This is a genomic window from Kitasatospora sp. NPDC056273 (genome assembly GCF_042268845.1).
Taxonomy (GTDB): Bacteria; Actinomycetota; Actinomycetes; order Streptomycetales; family Streptomycetaceae; genus Kitasatospora.
Window position 1 is genome coordinate 56,158 of sequence record NZ_JBHJSJ010000023.1, and the last position, 16,754, is coordinate 72,911.

At 72.0% G+C, this 16,754-nt stretch carries 15 protein-coding genes; 12 read left to right on the top strand and 3 right to left on the bottom strand.

Annotation, left to right across the window (positions count from 1 at the left end):
* The first annotated feature begins 42 nt into the window (after positions 1 to 42).
* Positions 43 to 1,977: an ATP-binding cassette domain-containing protein gene (locus tag ACFCY1_RS21480; RefSeq protein ID WP_375875599.1), complete on the top strand. Its 1,935-nt coding sequence runs from the start codon at positions 43 to 45 to the stop codon at positions 1,975 to 1,977.
* 110 nt (positions 1,978 to 2,087) lie between these two features.
* On the opposite strand, the gene ACFCY1_RS21485 is transcribed toward ACFCY1_RS21480, so the two are convergent.
* Positions 2,088 to 4,082, bottom strand: coding sequence for a tyrosine-type recombinase/integrase (locus ACFCY1_RS21485; RefSeq protein ID WP_375875600.1), 1,995 nt, complete (start codon positions 4,080 to 4,082; stop codon positions 2,088 to 2,090).
* A gap of 452 nt (positions 4,083 to 4,534) precedes the next feature.
* On the opposite strand from ACFCY1_RS21485, the gene ACFCY1_RS21490 reads away from it, so the two are divergent.
* From ACFCY1_RS21490 to ACFCY1_RS21505, 4 genes are all read left to right on the top strand, one after another.
* Positions 4,535 to 4,759 carry a helix-turn-helix domain-containing protein gene (locus ACFCY1_RS21490; RefSeq protein WP_375875602.1) on the top strand — a complete coding sequence of 75 codons (225 nt, stop codon included), beginning with the start codon at positions 4,535 to 4,537 and terminating at the stop codon, positions 4,757 to 4,759.
* A gap of 75 nt (positions 4,760 to 4,834) precedes the next feature.
* Entirely contained in the window at positions 4,835 to 5,977 is a 1,143-nt protein-coding gene (locus ACFCY1_RS21495; RefSeq protein WP_375875603.1) for a hypothetical protein, read from the top strand.
* Between the two features lie 50 nt (positions 5,978 to 6,027).
* Positions 6,028 to 6,252 carry a hypothetical protein gene (locus ACFCY1_RS21500; protein WP_375875604.1) on the top strand — a complete coding sequence of 75 codons (225 nt, stop codon included), beginning with the start codon at positions 6,028 to 6,030 and terminating at the stop codon, positions 6,250 to 6,252.
* Positions 6,253 to 6,318: 66 nt separating this feature from the next.
* A complete protein-coding gene (locus ACFCY1_RS21505) occupies positions 6,319 to 7,515 on the top strand; it encodes a hypothetical protein (protein ID WP_375875605.1) in 1,197 nt (398 codons plus the stop codon).
* Here ACFCY1_RS21505 and ACFCY1_RS21510 read toward each other — a convergent pair.
* A complete protein-coding gene (locus ACFCY1_RS21510) occupies positions 7,509 to 7,988 on the bottom strand; it encodes a hypothetical protein (protein WP_375875606.1) in 480 nt (159 codons plus the stop codon). The two genes, ACFCY1_RS21505 and ACFCY1_RS21510, sit on opposite strands and share 7 nt — an antisense overlap.
* A 184-nt stretch (positions 7,989 to 8,172) precedes the next feature.
* On the opposite strand from ACFCY1_RS21510, the gene ACFCY1_RS21515 reads away from it, so the two are divergent.
* The 6 genes from ACFCY1_RS21515 (at position 8,173) to ACFCY1_RS21540 (ending at position 15,522) form a co-directional block, all read left to right on the top strand.
* Positions 8,173 to 9,882 carry a DEAD/DEAH box helicase family protein gene (locus ACFCY1_RS21515; protein ID WP_375875607.1) on the top strand — a complete coding sequence of 570 codons (1,710 nt, stop codon included), beginning with the start codon at positions 8,173 to 8,175 and terminating at the stop codon, positions 9,880 to 9,882.
* A 429-nt stretch (positions 9,883 to 10,311) separates the two neighbouring features.
* A complete protein-coding gene (locus tag ACFCY1_RS21520) occupies positions 10,312 to 11,964 on the top strand; it encodes a helix-turn-helix domain-containing protein (protein ID WP_375875608.1) in 1,653 nt (550 codons plus the stop codon).
* A gap of 565 nt (positions 11,965 to 12,529) precedes the next feature.
* Positions 12,530 to 12,898, top strand: coding sequence for a hypothetical protein (locus tag ACFCY1_RS21525; protein ID WP_117490168.1), 369 nt, complete (start codon positions 12,530 to 12,532; stop codon positions 12,896 to 12,898).
* 26 nt (positions 12,899 to 12,924) lie between these two features.
* Positions 12,925 to 13,146, top strand: a complete 222-nt coding sequence (locus ACFCY1_RS21530; protein WP_117490170.1) for a hypothetical protein — start codon at positions 12,925 to 12,927, stop codon at positions 13,144 to 13,146.
* A gap of 8 nt (positions 13,147 to 13,154) precedes the next feature.
* Positions 13,155 to 15,215 (top strand): phage portal protein, encoded by a 2,061-nt coding sequence (locus ACFCY1_RS21535; protein ID WP_375875610.1) that lies wholly within the window; start codon positions 13,155 to 13,157, stop codon positions 15,213 to 15,215.
* A 61-nt stretch (positions 15,216 to 15,276) separates the two neighbouring features.
* On the top strand, positions 15,277 to 15,522 hold the full coding sequence (locus ACFCY1_RS21540; protein WP_375875611.1) for a hypothetical protein: 246 nt from the start codon (positions 15,277 to 15,279) through the stop codon (positions 15,520 to 15,522).
* 15 nt (positions 15,523 to 15,537) lie between these two features.
* Here the strand turns inward: ACFCY1_RS21540 and ACFCY1_RS21545 are convergent, their stop codons facing one another.
* Positions 15,538 to 15,717 (bottom strand): hypothetical protein, encoded by a 180-nt coding sequence (locus tag ACFCY1_RS21545; protein ID WP_375875612.1) that lies wholly within the window; start codon positions 15,715 to 15,717, stop codon positions 15,538 to 15,540.
* Positions 15,718 to 15,828: 111 nt separating this feature from the next.
* Between ACFCY1_RS21545 and ACFCY1_RS21550 the strand changes: the two genes are divergently transcribed.
* On the top strand, positions 15,829 to 16,749 hold the full coding sequence (locus tag ACFCY1_RS21550) for an Eco29kI family restriction endonuclease (RefSeq protein WP_375875613.1): 921 nt from the start codon (positions 15,829 to 15,831) through the stop codon (positions 16,747 to 16,749).
* The last annotated feature ends 5 nt before the right edge of the window (positions 16,750 to 16,754 follow it).

The following is a 16,754-nucleotide window of genomic DNA, read 5'->3' on the forward strand; positions in this document are numbered from 1 at the left end:
GAAGACCCGTTACACCCGTTCGGGTGAATCGTTGGCCCCGGCATGACGACCACCCGACAGCCCGAGGCCGACCCCGGCCAGCGGCGACGCTCCCTGTTCCGTACGCGCCGTCCCGACCTCGCCGACCAGGCGCTCCCGCAGTACAGCGTCGCCGCCGAGCGGCACGACAGCGCCGGCACCGACGGCCTCGCCACCGTCCTGCGGCGCCTGCCGCACCTGTGCGCCATCGTGATCCGGCTCGCCTGGCAGGCCGACCGGCGCGCGGTCAAGCTTCTGGCCGCCCTGCTGCTCCTCGGCGGGATCCTCACCGCGACCACGCTCTACGCCACCCGGGGCGCACTGATCCCGTTGTTCACCACCGGCGCGCTGGACGAGCGGCTGCGAGGCGCCGCCCCGGCCCTCGTGCTGATCGCCGCCGTCGGCATCGCCCGCTCGCTCGCGGCCGCGGGCACCACCGCCATCACCGCCCGGATCGGGCCGCGCGTGGACGGCCTGGCCGAGATGCGCTACCTGGACGCCGCCACCCGCGTCCCGCTCGCGGCCTACGACGACCCCGACTGGTGCAACCACGCCGAAGCCGCGAACAGGGCCAGCAAGGACACCCGGCTGATGGTCGACTCGATCGCCGCCACCGCCGCCGGCCTGCTCGGGCTGCTGGCCGCCGTCGGCATCCTCGCCGCCCTCCACCCGCTGCTCGTCCCGCTGCTGCTCCTGGCGGTCCTGCCCCGTGGCGCGGCCGCGGTGCGCGCCGCCCGCGCCGAGCACCTGGCCGAGCGGCACACCCTGGCCGACCGGCGCCTTCGGCACACGCTGATGTTCCACACCGCCGGGCGGCCGACCGCGCTCGACGTACGCGCCAACACCATGCGGCCGTGGCTGCTCGGCCAGTTCTCCACCCTCGTGGACCGGCTCGACCAGCACGCCCGCCGCGTCGGCGCCACCACCGCCCGCTACCAGCTCACCGGCGACGCACTCGCCGGCGGCGCGATGCTCCTGGTGTACGGGACGCTGCTGTGGCTGGTGGTCGCCGGACACGTCCCGCTCGCCGCCGCCGGGACCGCGGTCGTCGCCGTCCAGACCAGCCGAATCCTGCTGGCCAGCCTGGTCGCAGGCCTCAACACCACCTACAGGGTGGGCCTGTATCTCGGGGACTGGGAGGACTTCATCCACGACGCCGAGCAGCGGGCCCGCCCACTGCTGGAGCCGGTCGACGTGCCGGCCGACCCGCAGGTGATCCGCGCCGAGGGTGTCACCTTCTCCTACAACGGCTCGGCGACTCCGGCGCTGCGCGACGTGAGCGTGACGGTCCGCCAGGGCGAGGTGCTGGCGATCGTCGGCGCCAACGGGTCGGGCAAGTCCACCCTGGCGAAGGTGCTGGTGGGGCTCTACCACCCGGCCGAGGGCGCCGTCACCTGGGACGGCGTGGACCTGGCCGCCGCGCCACCGGAGCAGATCTGGGCCCGGCTGGCGATCCTGCCCCAGGACATCGCCCGGTGGCAGACCGACGCCCGCCAGAACATCACCCTCGGCACCGACCACGACGACGACGCGATCCTCGCCGCCGCCGCGCAGGCCGGCGCGGACGAAGTGCTCGCCGGCCTGCCGGACGGCCTGGACACCAACCTCGCCCCCTCCTACTGGTCCGGTCGGGACCTGTCCCCCGGCCAGTGGCAGCGCCTCGCCGCCGCCCGCGCCTTCCTGCGTGCCGACGCCCCCGTGCTGGTCTGCGACGAACCGACCTCCGCCCTCGACCCGCTCGCCGAGGAGGCGATGTACGAGCGGATCCGGCGCCTGGCCGAGGGCCGCACCGTCATCCTGATCACCCACCGGCTCGGCTCCACCCGCACCGCCGACCGGATCATCGTCCTGAACAAGGGCACCATCACCGAGGAAGGCACCCACGAGACGCTGCTCGCGGCCGACGGCGGCTACGCGGCGATGTGGCGCACCCAGGCGCAGACATACGGCGATCAGTGAACTCACCATCCCCGGTCGCCCGTTCGGTACGTCGGGCAGCCGGGGATGGTGAGACGGGCAGTGTCACCCGGCGGTCGGCTCCCGGGCCGTCGGCTGGGTGCCACGACGACCTACCCCAGAGGGTGGTCGTCGTCGGCCTCGGGAGCGCTGGCGGGCCGCAGCCGTCCGGCCTGCTCCAGGGCCTGCTCGAAGGCGGCCTTGACCGCCTTCTCGTCCGTACCGCGGGCCACGACTTCGATCGTGCCTCGCAGGCCGTGACGTAGCTGTACGGAGCTGACGGCTGCCTGGTCGGTGTACAGGTCGCGCTCGAACTCGAAGCAGGGCTGCCCGATGAGCGGCAGTTGATAGATCACCGAGCCGGAGCGCCGGTCGACGCCGGCCACGGCGGAGTGCAACTGCTGGTGTCGGGGCCGACGTTCCCACAGTTCCCCGCGACCGTGCCAGCGGGTGCGCTTCTTCGGCAGGATCGCGGGCCGTTCCCTCAGCCCGGGGCAGCCGTGGACCAGGAGCTCGTTCCACAGGTCCACGATGGCCTGCGCGTCCTCAGAGCTGGTCATAGCGACCTCGATCCCGCCAAGCACCAGCAGGTACACCAGCGGGGCGCTGGTGCTGCTTCGGGACTTCACCGGGACGAGGGCGGCAGCCTTCTCGGCGCTCTCGCGGTCCAGGGACGGCAGGACGGAGGTGTAGGTATCGGCGGTCAGCACGTACGTGGCGTGGCCGAGTACCTCCTGCACGACCTTGAGGTCCGCGCCGGCGCCGAGCAGCAGGGTGGCCGCGAGATGGCGAAGGTCGTGCAGGCGCACGGGCGGCAGGCCCAACTTGGCGCACAGCAGCTCGAACCGGTCGGTGAGGTAGTCCGGGTGGATCTCGGTGCCGTCCTCGCGGACGAACACCTTGTCGGTCACCGGCCACGGCCGCGCGGCTTCGGCCGCGTCGCATCGGGCCTCGGCCATCCGCTCCCGGTGGTCTCGTACCTCCCGGAGGGTGTGGCTGTCGAGGGCGAGCGTGCGCTCGCTGTCGGCCTTCGGCTTCTTTCCGAGGGGCTTTCCGTCGACGGTCACCACCTGCCAGTCGACCGTGATGACCGCCGTCTCAAGGTTGGCCTTCGGCCACTCGAAGCCGGCGCCCTCGCCACGGCGCAGCCCTCGGAAGATTGCCAGGTGCCAGAACGCGCGCAGCCAGTCGTTCTCGATGCCGTCGAGGAACTGGCCGGCCTGCTCCGGGGTCCACACCATCACCTTCGACGGCTTCTCGCCGGTGCGCCGCCACTCCTCGACGCGCTCCGGCGTCCACAACAGCGCCTTCGGCCGCTTGCCGGAGGGCAGGTCGACCAGGCTCGCCCAGTTCCTGCTGACCTGGCCCTTCTTGACCGCCGCCGTGAGAGCGGAGCGCAGGGTCGCGCGGATGCGCTGCATGGTCGCCGGGGCGACGATGCGCATCTGGGCGTGGGGCTCGCGCCCGGGTATCTCCGGCGCGGGCACCGGCGGAGGCGGGGCGTTCCTCTTGGGGCGGCCCGGCTTGCGCCCGTACAGGGCCTTCCACTCGGTGTACTCGGCGCGGGCCTTGGCGATCACCGCGAGCTCGTAGGCGATGATGACGTTGCGGGCCTGGATCGCGTCGAACATGTCGGTGATCGGCTCGGCGGTCAGGTCCTCCAGCTTGATGTGGCCGAGCGCGGGGATCAGGTAGATCCGGATGTGGCTCTCATAGGAACTGACGGTCGTCGGCTCCAGGGTCTTGCGCTGCTCAAGCCACTTCGTCAGGTACTGGGCCACGGTGGTGCGGTGGTCGATCACCTCGCCGCGGTCGACCTTCGCAATGGCCTTCTTCAGAGCGGCCACCGCGGCGTCCTTGTCGGGGTAGCCGCCCTTGCGGTCACGCTTGGGCTTGCCGTCGGCGCCGGGCTTGAGCTTGAGGTAGTACCACCACGTGCCGTGGGCCCGCTTGCCTCGCAACTTCGGGCAGCGGGCGCCGAGTTCGCGCATCTTTGGCTTTCCGCCGGCGTCCAAGACGGGCTGCCTGTTCTCGTCCAGGACGGGTTCGCGGCAGGTGCAGCGGCGGTACACGGACCCGGGGGTGTCGTTCTTCTCGCGCTCGCTCATCTCTCTCAATCGGCCCTCAGGCCCCGTTGGTTGGGGCGACGGTCGCGGCACGCCCACAGTCACCAAGGCCGTGCTGGTCAGGGCACAGGCCGGTGCGGCGGTGGGGAGTTGGCCGTGACCGTATGGCCCATGGCGGCGTTGGGTCGCGCCGAGGCTGGACGGGGTCAGCAGCGTGGCCGCCGACATGGACGGGCGTGGACCGGGGTAGACGAGGAGGAAGCCGGGGTGTCGCCGTCGTGCGGTCGTCGCCCTGGTATCGGGTGGTCGAAGACGGTCGGCTCGGGCGGTATGGATTCCCCGGGGAAGGCCGCCATTCGCGGCTCGCATGAGCGCTGACCTGCACGGATTTGGCCTTCGGTGTACTGGTGCAGCCGGTGCGGCACATACGAGAACTGCCCGTACCGGCCGTGGACGGCGGGACGGTAGGGCCCGGCGCAGACCACAGTGCGGGCATGACGACGAGCCCCGTTCCCGCCCTTCCTGACCCGCAGGTCCAGCCGACGATGACCGTGCCCGAGGCCGGCCGCATCTTCGGCCTTGAGCGCGCTGCCAGCTACAACGCCGCCCGGCGCGGCGACATCCCGACGATCACGGTCGGCCGTCGCGTGCTCGTGCCGACCGCGAAGCTGCGCGTTCTCCTGGGCCTTGATGCCCTGGCCACCGACACCGCCGCCTGAGCGCTGCCGCCTCGCCCTGATCGTCGTGTCGGCCTGCGGACCCGGCACCCCACACCTTGGTAGGAGACCACCGGCATGCCCTGGTTCGCCGTCGGCGACAGTACGGACGACCACCCCAAGATCCTCGCGGCAGGCAACGCGGCCACCGGGCTGTGGGTGCGCTGCGGCGCCTACGCGAGCGCCCACCTGACCGACGGGGTGATCCCCGGAGCGGTCGCGGTGAAGAACGGCACCACCACCCAGATCGCCAAACTGCTCGCCTCCGGGCTGTGGCACGAGGCCGGGCACGCGTGCGCGCGCTGCCCTCAGCCCCGGCGCGGCGACTACGTGATGCACGGCTACCTGGACGCCAACCCGAGCCGGGGCCAGGTCCAGGAGCGGCGTCAGCGCGCGGCGGAGAAGAAGCGCCAGCAGCGCAACCCGCCGTCGAGCGGCGACGATTCCGCCGACGACCAGGGACCAAACTGTGCCCCGTCCGGCGAGGAGTACACAGGCCAGCAGCCCGTGTCCCCAGGGGACGTCCGGCGTCCTCGTGCGCGCCCGGCCCCTCCCCGCCCCTCCCGCAGGGAGGGGGCTGGTGTGGGTGAGGAAGGTGCGGGTGGGTGGGGGCCGGCAGCGCGCCGTCACCCCCTGCCCGATGGCTTCTGGCCGGACGCTGCGGCGTTGGCCTGGGCGGCGGCCGACGGCCACCTGGACCGCCTCGGCGGCCCGGCCGGGCTGGCCACCGTGACGGCGGCGTTCACGGACTGGCACCGGGGCCGCGCCACCCTCGGCGCGGACTGGCAGGCCCTGTGGCGCAAGTGGGTTCGCGAGCAGCGGGAGCAGCCCGGACTTCCGGTGCCCGACCGCCCGGCCAGGCCCGGCCGCCGGACGGCCCGCCGAAGGCCGGCCCCGGCGGCGCAGGTGAGCGTCGCCGACCGGCTCGCCTCGATCGAGAACGAGATCTCCCGCGACCAGGAACCCGGTCCCGCCGGCCAGCCGTTGACGCTGCTTCCCGCGCCTTCGGGTGGCCGGGACCGGCCCGCAGGCGCGGCCCCGATGCCAGGGCAGCGGCCGCTCATGGCCGCGCTGCCCGGAGGCCGCGTGGCCGAGCCCGACCCGCTGGAAGTGCTGGAGGCGATCGCCGACCACGGCCAGGCCCACGCCGTCGCCCTGTTCGGCTGGCGGCAGGTGGCGGCCCTCCTCGTCGGCGACACCGCGTCAGCCGAAGAGGCGTGAGCGTGCTGCCGACGCGAGGACTCGCCCGGTGCCGCCGGTGCGCTACAGCCGTGCGCTGGACCATCACCGCCGCAGGCGCGCGGCTGGCGGTGGACGCGAACCCGAGCGCTCTGGGCAACACCGCGGTCTACCGCGACGGCGCCGGCACGATCCGCTCGCGCCGACCGAGCGCGGACCTGCCGCTGCTGCCGTACGAGCGGCTGCACCTGCCGCACGCGGCCACCTGCATCGCGCTGTCGCTGGAGGGCAACCCTTCGAGCCGTTGCGTGTCTTGACGGTAAGGAGACGAACCAGCCTGCACGTCCAGCAGGCCGGTCGAGAGCAGAACGGAGGAAGGGTGCGTGGCACAGGAGTACGAGACGGTGCTGGCAGCACTGCGCCGGTGGGGAAACGTCCGGCCGACCGAGGGCGGCTGGCTGGCGCGCTGCCCCGCGCACGACGACCGCCAGGGCTCCCTGCTGGTGCTCGCGGCCGGGGACGGGCGGGTGGAACTGGACTGCCTGGCCGACGGGTGCGAGACGCAAGACATCGCGGCGGCGCTGCGGCTGGGCCCGGAGTACGTGGTGGTCGCGCCGCCGGCGTTCGATGACGGCCCCGGCTGGATCTGGCCCGGGTACGTGCCGTCGGCGGGCCTGAGCCTGATCGACGGCGAGGACGGCGTCAGCACCTGGGCGGTGGCCTTGGACGTCGCGGTGCGGGCGGCAACGGCGGCGGCCCTGCCCGACGGGCAGCAGCTCCAGGCAGCGCGCACCGTGCTGGTGCTCGCATCGCCGCAGACGGCGGACCGGACGGCGGAACTCCTGGCGGCCTGCGGGCCGGGCGGCGAGCGGGTCGAGGTGGCCCTGGTGCTGGGCGGCCGCGGTGGGCGGCGAGGCCTGCGCCTGCCCGGCGACGCCGACCAGATGGAACACCTCCTGCGCGAGCGCCGGCCCGACCTCGTGGTGGTAGACCTCATGACGATCTGCCCCTACCGGGTCCCCGTCGAGAAGGCGATGCAGGTGCTCGCGGAACTCGCGCAGCGCGTCGGCACGGCCGTCCTGGCCGTCCGGGACGCCTCGAAGCGTGCGGGCTGGTCGTCCACGCGCAGGGCGACGGAGGCGGCGCGGTCCTCGCACGCGGCCGCGGTGCACATGGCCGTCCACGGCGTGGACGGGGCGATGGCGCTGGTGCCGGTGGCCAACAGCGGCTGGGCGGTCATGGGCGGCTTGCAGTTCCACCAAGCAGGCCGGACCCGGCCCGTGACGTGGAGCAGCCGCTGCGCGCGCGGCCGCGACGAAGCGATGACCGGCGCGGACCTGCTGCGGCGACGCCCCGCGAGCACCAGCGCCTACAAGCTCCTGGGCCGCATGCTGGCCGCCGGCCCGGCACCGGCCCGGGACGTGCTGGCGGCGGCAGCGGCCGTCGGACTCGCCCCGCGCACAGTGCAGCGGGCGCGGCGCCAGCTCGGGGTGGTGGCGTCGAAGACGGGAGGCGGCTGGGTGCTGTCCCTGCCGGGCCGGGGCTCCTCGGGCGGAGGAGCCCCGGGTCCAGGTCAGTGACTCGGCTGGGGGCCGCGCGGGGTGCTCGGGGTCGGGGAGGGCGCCGAGGTCGGCAGCAGGGTGGTGATGGCGGTCGGGGATGGGGCGGGGGCCGTGACCGTCGGGGCGGTCACGACCTGCGTGGCGGTGACGGTCACGGTGACGGTCGGGGCGGGCTCGGTGATCGTGACCGCAGGGGCAGTGACGGTGACCGTGGTGGGCGTCCCGGGCAGGGTGATGGCGGCCGGGCTCGGGGCGTCGGCGGGGGCGGGGCAGACGGGCGCCGGGGAGAGGTCGGCCAGCGGGGCCACGGCGGGGGCCGCCGGGGCGGTGGCGGGCAGCGGCTGTGCCGGGGTGGGGCTGAGGGTCACGGCCGCCGGGTTGGCCGGGGCGGTGGTGGGGTGGGTGCTGATGGCCATGCCGGTGGTGAAGGCGGTGGTGAGGGCGAAGGCGACTGCCGCGTGACGGGCAGTGATCCGGTTGGTCGGGGCCATGGTTGGTCTCCTTGGGGTTGGGGCCGGGGGTTCGCGGTCCCCGGCTGGCGGTACCAGCCTCGCAGAGAAATTGACTTAGGTCTATAAAAAAGAGCAAGGTAAATTCCTCGGGGACTGCTCGGTGCGACACCCGACCGCTGGTCCGGCACCGTGGCCTGCCAACCGACATGACCAGGAGGGCCACGTGACCAAGCCGCTGCCCGCGGTGCCCGCGCCCCGCCCCGGAAGGCTTGGCCGCCGCCTCTACGCGGAACTCGCCGCCTCGGCACCGGCCGTCCGCCGGCGCTTCTACGCGACCCTCGACACCGGCGACTGGGCGCAGGTCCTCGCGGCGGCCGACACCGAGGCCGGAACCCCCTACGCCCTGTGGGCCGACGACCCGGTCGGGTTCGTGGAGGACGTGCTCGGCGAGTCCCAGTGGAGCCGCCAGCGGGACATCCTGGAGGCCCTGGTCGACCACCGCCGCGTCGCCGTCCCGAGCTGCTTCGGCTCCGGCAAGACCCACATCGCCGCCCGGGCCGCGGTCTGGTCCTCCGTCGTCCACCCGCCCGGCACCGCGCTCACCGTCACCACCGCCACCCGGGCCCGCCAGGTCCAGCGCCAGATGTGGCCCCACATCCGCCAGATCGTCGCCCGTGCGGGCCTGCCCGGCGAAGTCGGCGTCGCCCAGTGGAAAATGCCCGACTCTCACGGCTCGGACGTCGTGGTCGCCTACGGCTTCAGTGCCCCGCCGCACGACGAGTCCGCCGTCCAGGGCATCCACGCGCCTCGCCTGATGGTCATCGTGGACGAGGCCGGCGGCATCGGCCGGATCATCGGCGCCGCGATGCGCGGCCTGCTCACTGGCGAGCACACCCGTGCCCTGCTGATCGGCAACCCGCCCACCGACGACGAGGGCGGCTGGTTCGAGCAGACCTGCGCCGACCCCGCGGTGCGGGTGCTGCCGATCAGCGTCTACGACACCCCGCTGCTGTCCGGCGAGCGCACCCGGCGCTGCCGTGCCTGCCCGCCCCAGGCCCCCGTCCACCTGCTCGCCACCCACCTCGTGGACCCCCAGTGGGTGGAAGAGGCCATCCGGGACCATGGCGAGGACGCGCCCTTCGTCCAGGCGAAGGTGCACGCGAGGTTCCCCCGAGGGGGCCAGGCCCGCGCCATCCCCTCCTCCTGGGTCGAGCGCGCCAGCGACAACCCCGAACCGGACGGCCCGGACTACGTCGCCCTCAACGCCCTCGGCCTGGACGGCGAGACCAGCGCCCACCGGGTGCGGCGAGGCGCCTGGGTCAGGCTCGGCGTCGACGTCGCCGCCGACGGAGGCGACGAGTTCGCCATCGCCCGCTCCGTCGGTGACCTGGTCGAGCTGCGCCACGCCACCGCCGGCCAGGACAACGCGGACGCCGTGGTCGTCGCCGGAGTCGTGCTGCGGGAGATCAAGGCCGCCCAGGCCCTCGCTGCCGCGCTCGGCAGCACCGCCCCCGTACGCGTCAAGATCGACGGAGTCGGCATCGGCTGGGGTGTCGCCGGCCTGCTGGAAGCCTGGCGGCGCGAAGGCCTCCACCGCGCGGAGATCGTCACCGTGCTCGCCAGCGAGAGCACGGGCCGGGACGACGAAGCCGCCATGCTGCGTCCCTCCAACAAGCGGGACGAGATGTGGCTGGCGATGCGATCGCTGCTGTCCCCCCACGGGCAGGGCTCGCTGCGGCTGCGCATCGACCGCCGCACCCAGGCCCAGATGTCCGCCCCGAAGCTGGAAACCAACTCGGGCGGACGCACCGTCATCGAGTCCAAGAGGTCGATGCGGCGACGCGGGGTCAGCTCGCCCGACCGCGCCGAGGCTGTGTTGCTCGCCCCCTACGAGCCGCAAGTCGGTCGCCGCCGTGTCCGGGTGATTGCCTGACGAACAAGCAGTAAATGCCTGGTCTACGGGAGGCGAATTGGATGTCAATCCGACGGTAATGCATGGCCCAACTATTCCCGTTGACATGGGACATGGGCCGGGCTTTGATGGCAAGTCTTCCGGAACGCGGTCAGCCAGAACTGGTGGGGGCAGTCGCCAGTTTTGGCATGTCCGCGTTCTGTCGGTTGAGCGCGCGATAATCCATTAAGAGGGGGGACCATGCCATCGCTAAAGCGTCTCACCGGGATGCTCGAATTCGGATTGACGGAATTCCCGGACACGCCGCCACACGCACTGGCCCGCAACATCACCTCCGTGCGGCCCGTCCGCCCCGGGGACCGTCCTCGGGCATCCGGCGACCTCTCGACGACCCTCGCCATCGCAGACCTGGATCACTGGGCCCCGACCGACCCTGACTTCGAAGAACTTGTGAGCCGCACCGCCGAAGCCGGCGTTGCCGCGCTGGCCGTCGTCTCCACCGCCGGCCGCGTACCCGCGGGACTCGCCGACGCCCTTCGGCACTTGCGCGTGCCGCTGCTCACCCTGCCCACCACAACCTCGTGGGCCGATCTCGCGGACGCGGTGACCCGTGAGTGCGTGATCGACCTGCGCCACGGCGCCGAGTGGCGCGACTGGCTGCTCGGGCAGGCCCGTCCCGCGCCGGACGTCCGCCGCTCGGGCCGCATCGTGCGGTGGCTGGCCACCGAGACCGGCGGCCGGGTCGTGCTGATCGGACGGGACGGAGCTGTTGTCGCCATGGCTCCGCAGCGCTCGGCGGGCAAGCTCGCCCCGGTCGCCGACAAGATCCAGGAGATCGCGGCCGGCCGCATTGAGTCGGCAGCCCTCGAGAGCGACGGCGCCGAGGTGCGCCTCGTTGCCGTCGGCAGCACCCGCCCGCGCGCCGTCCTGGCCGTCGTCAGGGAGCCGCCCTTCGACCGTCACCTCCTCACCCAGGTCACCAACCGCACCGCTGACCTGCTCTCCCTCCACCTCGCGGTCGAAGACGCCGACGCAGCGATCCAGAACCAGCAGTCCGCAGAGAGGGAACTGCGCGTCGCCATCCTGGAACTGCTGATGACGGGCGAGGTCCTCAAGGCCCGCCGTACGGCAGCCCCGGTCTACCCGGGCCTGCTTGACGCGGCGGCCGCCCGGGTCTACATCCTGGAGGCCCCGCCAAGCGAGCGAGACCGCCTGTACGACGAGTGCCGGCGAGCCGTCGACAGGCTCTCCCTGGTCGTGCAGTGCCCCATCTACGAGGAGCACCTGGTCGTCGTCGCCCCGCAGCCGTGCACCGTCACGGACACCGACGACGAGATGGACACGGCGCTGCGCCGCCTGGTCGCCCTACGCCCCGACCGGTACCTCGGAGCCAGCGGGCTCCGGCTGATCGCCGAGACCGACCAGTCCCACCGGCATGCCCTGAGGGCCCTTGCCCGGGCCCGGATCGACTGCACCCGGACCGCGTACTACAGCTCGCAGGGGAGGCTGCCAGAACTGCTCAACCGGCTGTACCCGGGCTGGGCCACGGCCGTGCTGCACCCGTTGCTCCGACAGGATCAAGCGGATCGAGACATGCTGCTCCAGACGCTCACGCTCACGCTCCAGTCGTCGGTGAGAGCGGCTGCCGAGCTCACCGGTGTCCACCGCAACACCGTCGCGAACCGCGTGCGGGCCGCAGCGACCATCCTGGGGGTCGATCTCGAAGCCCTCCGCGACCGGGCGGTGGTGGCGGCCGCGTTGGAGGCACTGTTCCTGGACGAGCACGTCGATGAGGAGACGCACGCTGGACCGGCCGACCTCCAGGACTATCTGGCCCACCCCGAAGCGCAGGCCTGGGGGCAGGACTTCCTCCAGGTCCTGACGGAGGAACTGGTCGACACCCTGAAGGCGTGGGTCCTGGCCGACGGTGACACGGCCCGCATGGCCGGCGCCCTCGGGATCCACGCGCAGACCGTCCGCAAGCGGCTGCGCATCGCTTCCCGGTTCCTCCAGCGGGACCTGCTCGGTCAGTCCGCCGACGCGTACGACGTCGTGCTGGCGATCGCCGGTGAGTTCAACATCCCCCTGCCGCTCTCGCGTTGACGGCCCCACCCTTGCGCCGACTACGCTAAGTGACATGCGCTACTGTCGGTGTTCACTGTGCAGCGGTGATACGCCTCCTGTGCAGCGGGCAGATTCCGCATCGGCCGCACACCATCTACGGTCGAGTAGGGGGGAGATCCCCAATCCGTAACTCTCGGAATGGAGGGGAAACTTGCGCACACCAGCCGTGCTGACTCGCCATCAGCACGCAAATCGGATCACGGAACGACGCGCTGCCGTACGCCGTCCGGGTGCTTGGGGGAGCACCGTCGGCGAAGCGGGGGGGAGCACAAACCCGATCTCGCGCGAGACCGCGCACGGGGCGACCGCCCTGCCCCGAGCCGAAGGCGCCACGCCGACGCACACGGCCCTCGGCCGACAGGCGCACCAGGCCCAAGCCGCCCAGCTGGAAAACGGCATACCCGTCTACCAGTACTGAGGACAACGCCCCTTCGGGTACCGCCCGAAGCCCGCACGGGCGCACAGTGCGCCACGCAGAGACGAACAACCGCTGCTGCCGCCGGCGCCCACCCACACGGGCGCCTGCTGGCGAGGGGAGTGCAGCTTGAACACTGACAGCACGACGACCGACGACAGCAACACCGACCTCCACGAGTGGGTGATCGCCGCGTACGTCCCCGTGGACACGCAAGGCGCAGCCTACGCACGCCGCCGCGGCGTCTACCGCGTCCCGGCCACAACCAAGATCCGTTCCGCAGACGTGATCTGCATCCGCTGCCGCAGGCCCTACGACGAGGTCTGCGAAGACCCGTGTGCCGGGGCCGACCAGATGCTGCACGGAGGGCCCATCGGCACGCGCAAGCGCCGTCCCGCCCCCGAGCATCGCCACCAGGTCGCCGCGGCCGAGAACTTCCGAAAGCCGGACCCAGGGGACGCGGGCAACCGCAAGCGGGAGCAGCCGCCGGGACGCTAGGCACCGAAGTGCCTAGCCTGCCTGCCGTGACCGTACCCAGCAGGCACCAGCCCCACCTGACCGACGACGTCGCGCACCTGACCGCACGCCGGGTGCGCGACGTCGTCGCCGTCGTCCTACTCGCACTCGGCACCATCGGCCTCAACGTGGCCGCCTACACCACCGACCCCCGCCTCGGCCTCGCCGGCACCAGCCTGCTCGCGCTCTCGGCCGCCGCCGTCCTCGGCCACCACAACGAGCAGCAGTAGGAGAACGCATGCCCCGCCGCTGGTTCCCCACCCTGCGCCGCCCCGCGCCGGCCACGAAGTCCACTGCGGACTACACCCTCGGCTGGACGCCCGCAGGCGTGGACCGGGCCCGTCCGTGGTCCGTCGAACGGGCGGTGCGCGACGGCATGGAACGGGCGGTGTGGATCTACAAGGCCGTCGACACGATCTCCAACCACGCCGCCGACCGGCCGCTACGGGTCCGCCCACGCAGCGGCACCTCCGACGAGCCGCTGCCTCCCCACGACGCGCACCCGCTCTACCGCGCGATGAACATCAGGGCCAACCCGGCCGAGGGCGCGTGGACGTTCAAGAAGCGGGTCAGCATGCAGCTTCTGCTGTCCAAGCGCGGGGTGTTCCTCGAGCCGACGTTCTCGCGCGGAGGCGATCTGCTGCGGATCGACCTGCTGCCGCCGGGCCGAACCCGGCCGGTGCCGTCCACCGGCAGCGACCTGATCTCGCACTTCGAGACCGTCACGATCACCGGCGAGCTGCGCCACCTCGACGTGGAACGTGTGCGGTGGATCCGAACCCCCCACCCGCTCGACCCCTACTCCGGCATTACCCCGCTGGAAGCCGCCGGCCTGAGCGCCGACCTCGACTTCTTCACCCGCTACTACAACCTGTCGTTCGTCAACAACGACGCCAGGCCCGGCGGCGTGATCGGCATCGACGGCGACATGGACGACGACGAACTGCGCCTGCTGCGCGCCAGGTTCGGCACCGGGCCGTCCGCAGCCGGCTCCTGGACAGTGCTGAACGGCGGCAACGTCACCGTCACCGACACCTCCGTCACACCCCGGGACATGGCCTACGAGACCGTCGCCGCCCTGTCCAAGATCGAGCTGCTCGCCGCGTTCGGCGTTCCGGAGTCCCAGCTCGGCAACGCGTCGGGCAGGACGTTCGACAACGCCCGGGCCGAGAAGACCACGTTCTGGGAGATCACCATGCCGCCGCACCTGCGGCTGATCGCCGACGCCTTCCAGGACGATGCCGGGGACGACAACGAGGTCTACTTCGACACCTCCGACATCGACGTGCTGCGCGAACCCCGCACCAAACGCCTGTCCGAAGCCCGTGAGGAAGTCGCCGCGGGCGTCCGCTCGATCCGCTCCTACGCCGAACTCGCCGGATACGCCGACGAGATCGATGACACCCCCGAGACCCGGGCCCTGTGGCTGGCCTCCGGCCGGACCGCCCTGCCCGCCCGCACGGCAGATGCTCCGGCCGTCGGGACCACGACGCCGCCCCCGGTGCCGGCCACGGGCAAGACCTTGGCACCCGCCGCCGACCTCGTCTTGGACGAGACCGCGGCCGACTCCCTCCGGGGCCGCCTGGACGACGCCCTCCAGACGCTCACCACCCGCTGGACGGAACGCACCGTCGCCCGGCTCCACTCCCCCCGGCACCGCAAGGGCACCCGGCACTGGGACGACCGAGGCGGCACCACCGATGCCGCCACCGGCATCAAGGGCCTGCCCGTCGACCAGGTGATCGACATCGCGACCTGGCGGCAGGAAGCCGTCCAGGCCCTCCGGCCCCTCATCGAACAGGCCGCCACCACGGCCGTGACCGAGCTCCACGCCGCCCTCGGGTCGACCGGCACCGCCACCGCCGCCGTCTGGCCCACGATCGCCCCGCTGCTCACCGACTGGCTCGCCAAGCAGGCCCAGGCCCTCGCCGACGACATGGCCGGCTCCGATCGGGAGGGCAAGAGCCTGGCTGGCATCGCCGAGGCCACCCGCGACTGGGGCCGCTCCCTCGCGAACCGGGCGAGCGTCAAGGCAAGCCACCTCGCCACCGTCACCGTCGAGAGCGCCCGTGACCAGGCCGCCGCCGCCAGCGCCCGAACCGGGCTCGTCCGCCGCTGGGTTGCCCACGACGACGGCCGCACGAGGCCCGACCACGACGCGGCCGACGGCCAGACCCAGCCCTACGGACAGCCCTTCACCATCGGCGAGGACCTGCTGCGCCACCCCGGCGACACCACCGCCCCGCCCGGGCAGGCCGTCGGCTGCCGCTGCCGCCTCGCTTGGAGGCTTGAACGCTGACCACCAGCCCCGGCCCGCAGACCGCGACGACCCCGCCCGTACCCCCGTGTGAGGATGAAGCATGACCACTGGAACACCGAGCGACCGCCAGCAACTCAACGAGGACTGGCTGCGCAGCCGGCGCTGGGACATCCGCTACCCGAACGGCGAGCCCGTCACCACACTCGACGGACTCGCCCAGGTACTCCGCGTCGACCGGCAGGAAGCCGCCCGGAGGGTCCTGGCCCAGCCCTTCGGCAAGGCCGCACCGGCCAGCCTGCGGCAAGAGGCGGAGTCGCTGCCCGGTGCTGAACGCAGTAGTCGGTAACCCGGTCTCCGCTCGCTACTTCACCCAAAGGACGGCCAGGTAGGCGGCACCGAGAGCGAGTGTGGCTCCAGCGGCGGCAGCGCCGCGCTCGACTGCTTCGGGGAAGGAACGGGTGCGCCAGTAGCGGAGCAGGCCGCTGGTGAGAGCAACGACGAGGCTCGCCAGAGCGATGATCACGAACACGAGGGCCCGCATGGCCGCCCTTCCTGGAGAATTGGGAGAGTGTGAAACACGCCAGCGTTCAGCACGTGTTCAATCCGCCGGATTGAACTCAACTGTACACCTGAGAGTCGAGGAGTGAGCCCTGTGGGTGACCAGAGTGGTCGGCAGCAACTGAGTGACGCCCTCGCCGACTTGCTCACTCGGTCCCGGAAGACCAAGGCGCAGGTGGCCAGCGAGGGAAATCTGTCCCGCACGACGGTCTCGGCGGCGTTCAGCCCTGACAGCCCGCCTCCGTCTGACCGGACCCTTGAGGTGCTCGCAGAAGCCTTGAACGCGGACCCTGCCCCGCTGCGGAATCTTCTGGCGATCGCCCGCAACGAGGAAGCAGTACAACCACGATCCGTGACCGCCGACACTCTCCGGATCAGCGAGCCGGTGTACCGGATCGCCCGGGAGATGGCGGACTCGCGCCTGCGCGAGTACAAGTTCGACCCGCTGCGCCCCGAGAACCTGGTACACAGCGTCGTCGAGAGGCTCCGCTCGGTCGAGGCCGGCAGCCTCGTGAAGGCCGCTTCATGGGCGCGGGACTCGGGGATCTACGCGATCTACTACTTCGGTGCTCACGAGCTCTACGCCCCGGTTTCCGGAACTTCGGTTCCGCTGTACGTGGGCGGTGTTCAGAAGGGGTCGGGGTCGGTGCCGATGAACGCATACCTCAAGCCCCCCGCGGTGAGCGTGCGACTCGATGAGCACTGCCGAACCCTCGACCAGAGCCGGAACCTCGACCCGATGGACTTCTGTGTCCGAGTGCTGTTCATTGATGACCTCTTCATTGCGCCAGCAGTGGCTGAGCTGACATCGGAGTTCAAGCCGGTGTGGAACACGACCCTTGACGGGTTCAACCTTCGTCATCCGGGGCGGTCCAGGATTCAGCACGCGGCCCGACCGAAGTGGCATGAACTGCACGCTGGTCCTGACTCCTGGGCAGCCGAGATGCGATCGAAGAGGACCCCTGCCGAACTAGAGAACGAGGTCCGCCAGCACTTCGCAGCCTGGCTTCGTTGACACAG

Bases quoted from the DNA above. Each gene is read 5' to 3' on its own strand.
- ACFCY1_RS21480 (WP_375875599.1), top strand. From the start codon at position 43: ATGACGACCACCCGACAGCCCGAGGCCGACCCCGGCCAGCGGCGACGC.
- ACFCY1_RS21485 (WP_375875600.1), bottom strand. From the start codon at position 4,082: ATGAGCGAGCGCGAGAAGAACGACACCCCCGGGTCCGTGTACCGCCGC.
- ACFCY1_RS21490 (WP_375875602.1), top strand. From the start codon at position 4,535: ATGACGACGAGCCCCGTTCCCGCCCTTCCTGACCCGCAGGTCCAGCCG.
- ACFCY1_RS21495 (WP_375875603.1), top strand. From the start codon at position 4,835: ATGCCCTGGTTCGCCGTCGGCGACAGTACGGACGACCACCCCAAGATC.
- ACFCY1_RS21510 (WP_375875606.1), bottom strand. From the start codon at position 7,988: ATGGCCCCGACCAACCGGATCACTGCCCGTCACGCGGCAGTCGCCTTC.
- ACFCY1_RS21535 (WP_375875610.1), top strand. From the start codon at position 13,155: ATGCCCCGCCGCTGGTTCCCCACCCTGCGCCGCCCCGCGCCGGCCACG.
- ACFCY1_RS21540 (WP_375875611.1), top strand. From the start codon at position 15,277: ATGACCACTGGAACACCGAGCGACCGCCAGCAACTCAACGAGGACTGG.
- ACFCY1_RS21545 (WP_375875612.1), bottom strand. From the start codon at position 15,717: ATGCGGGCCCTCGTGTTCGTGATCATCGCTCTGGCGAGCCTCGTCGTT.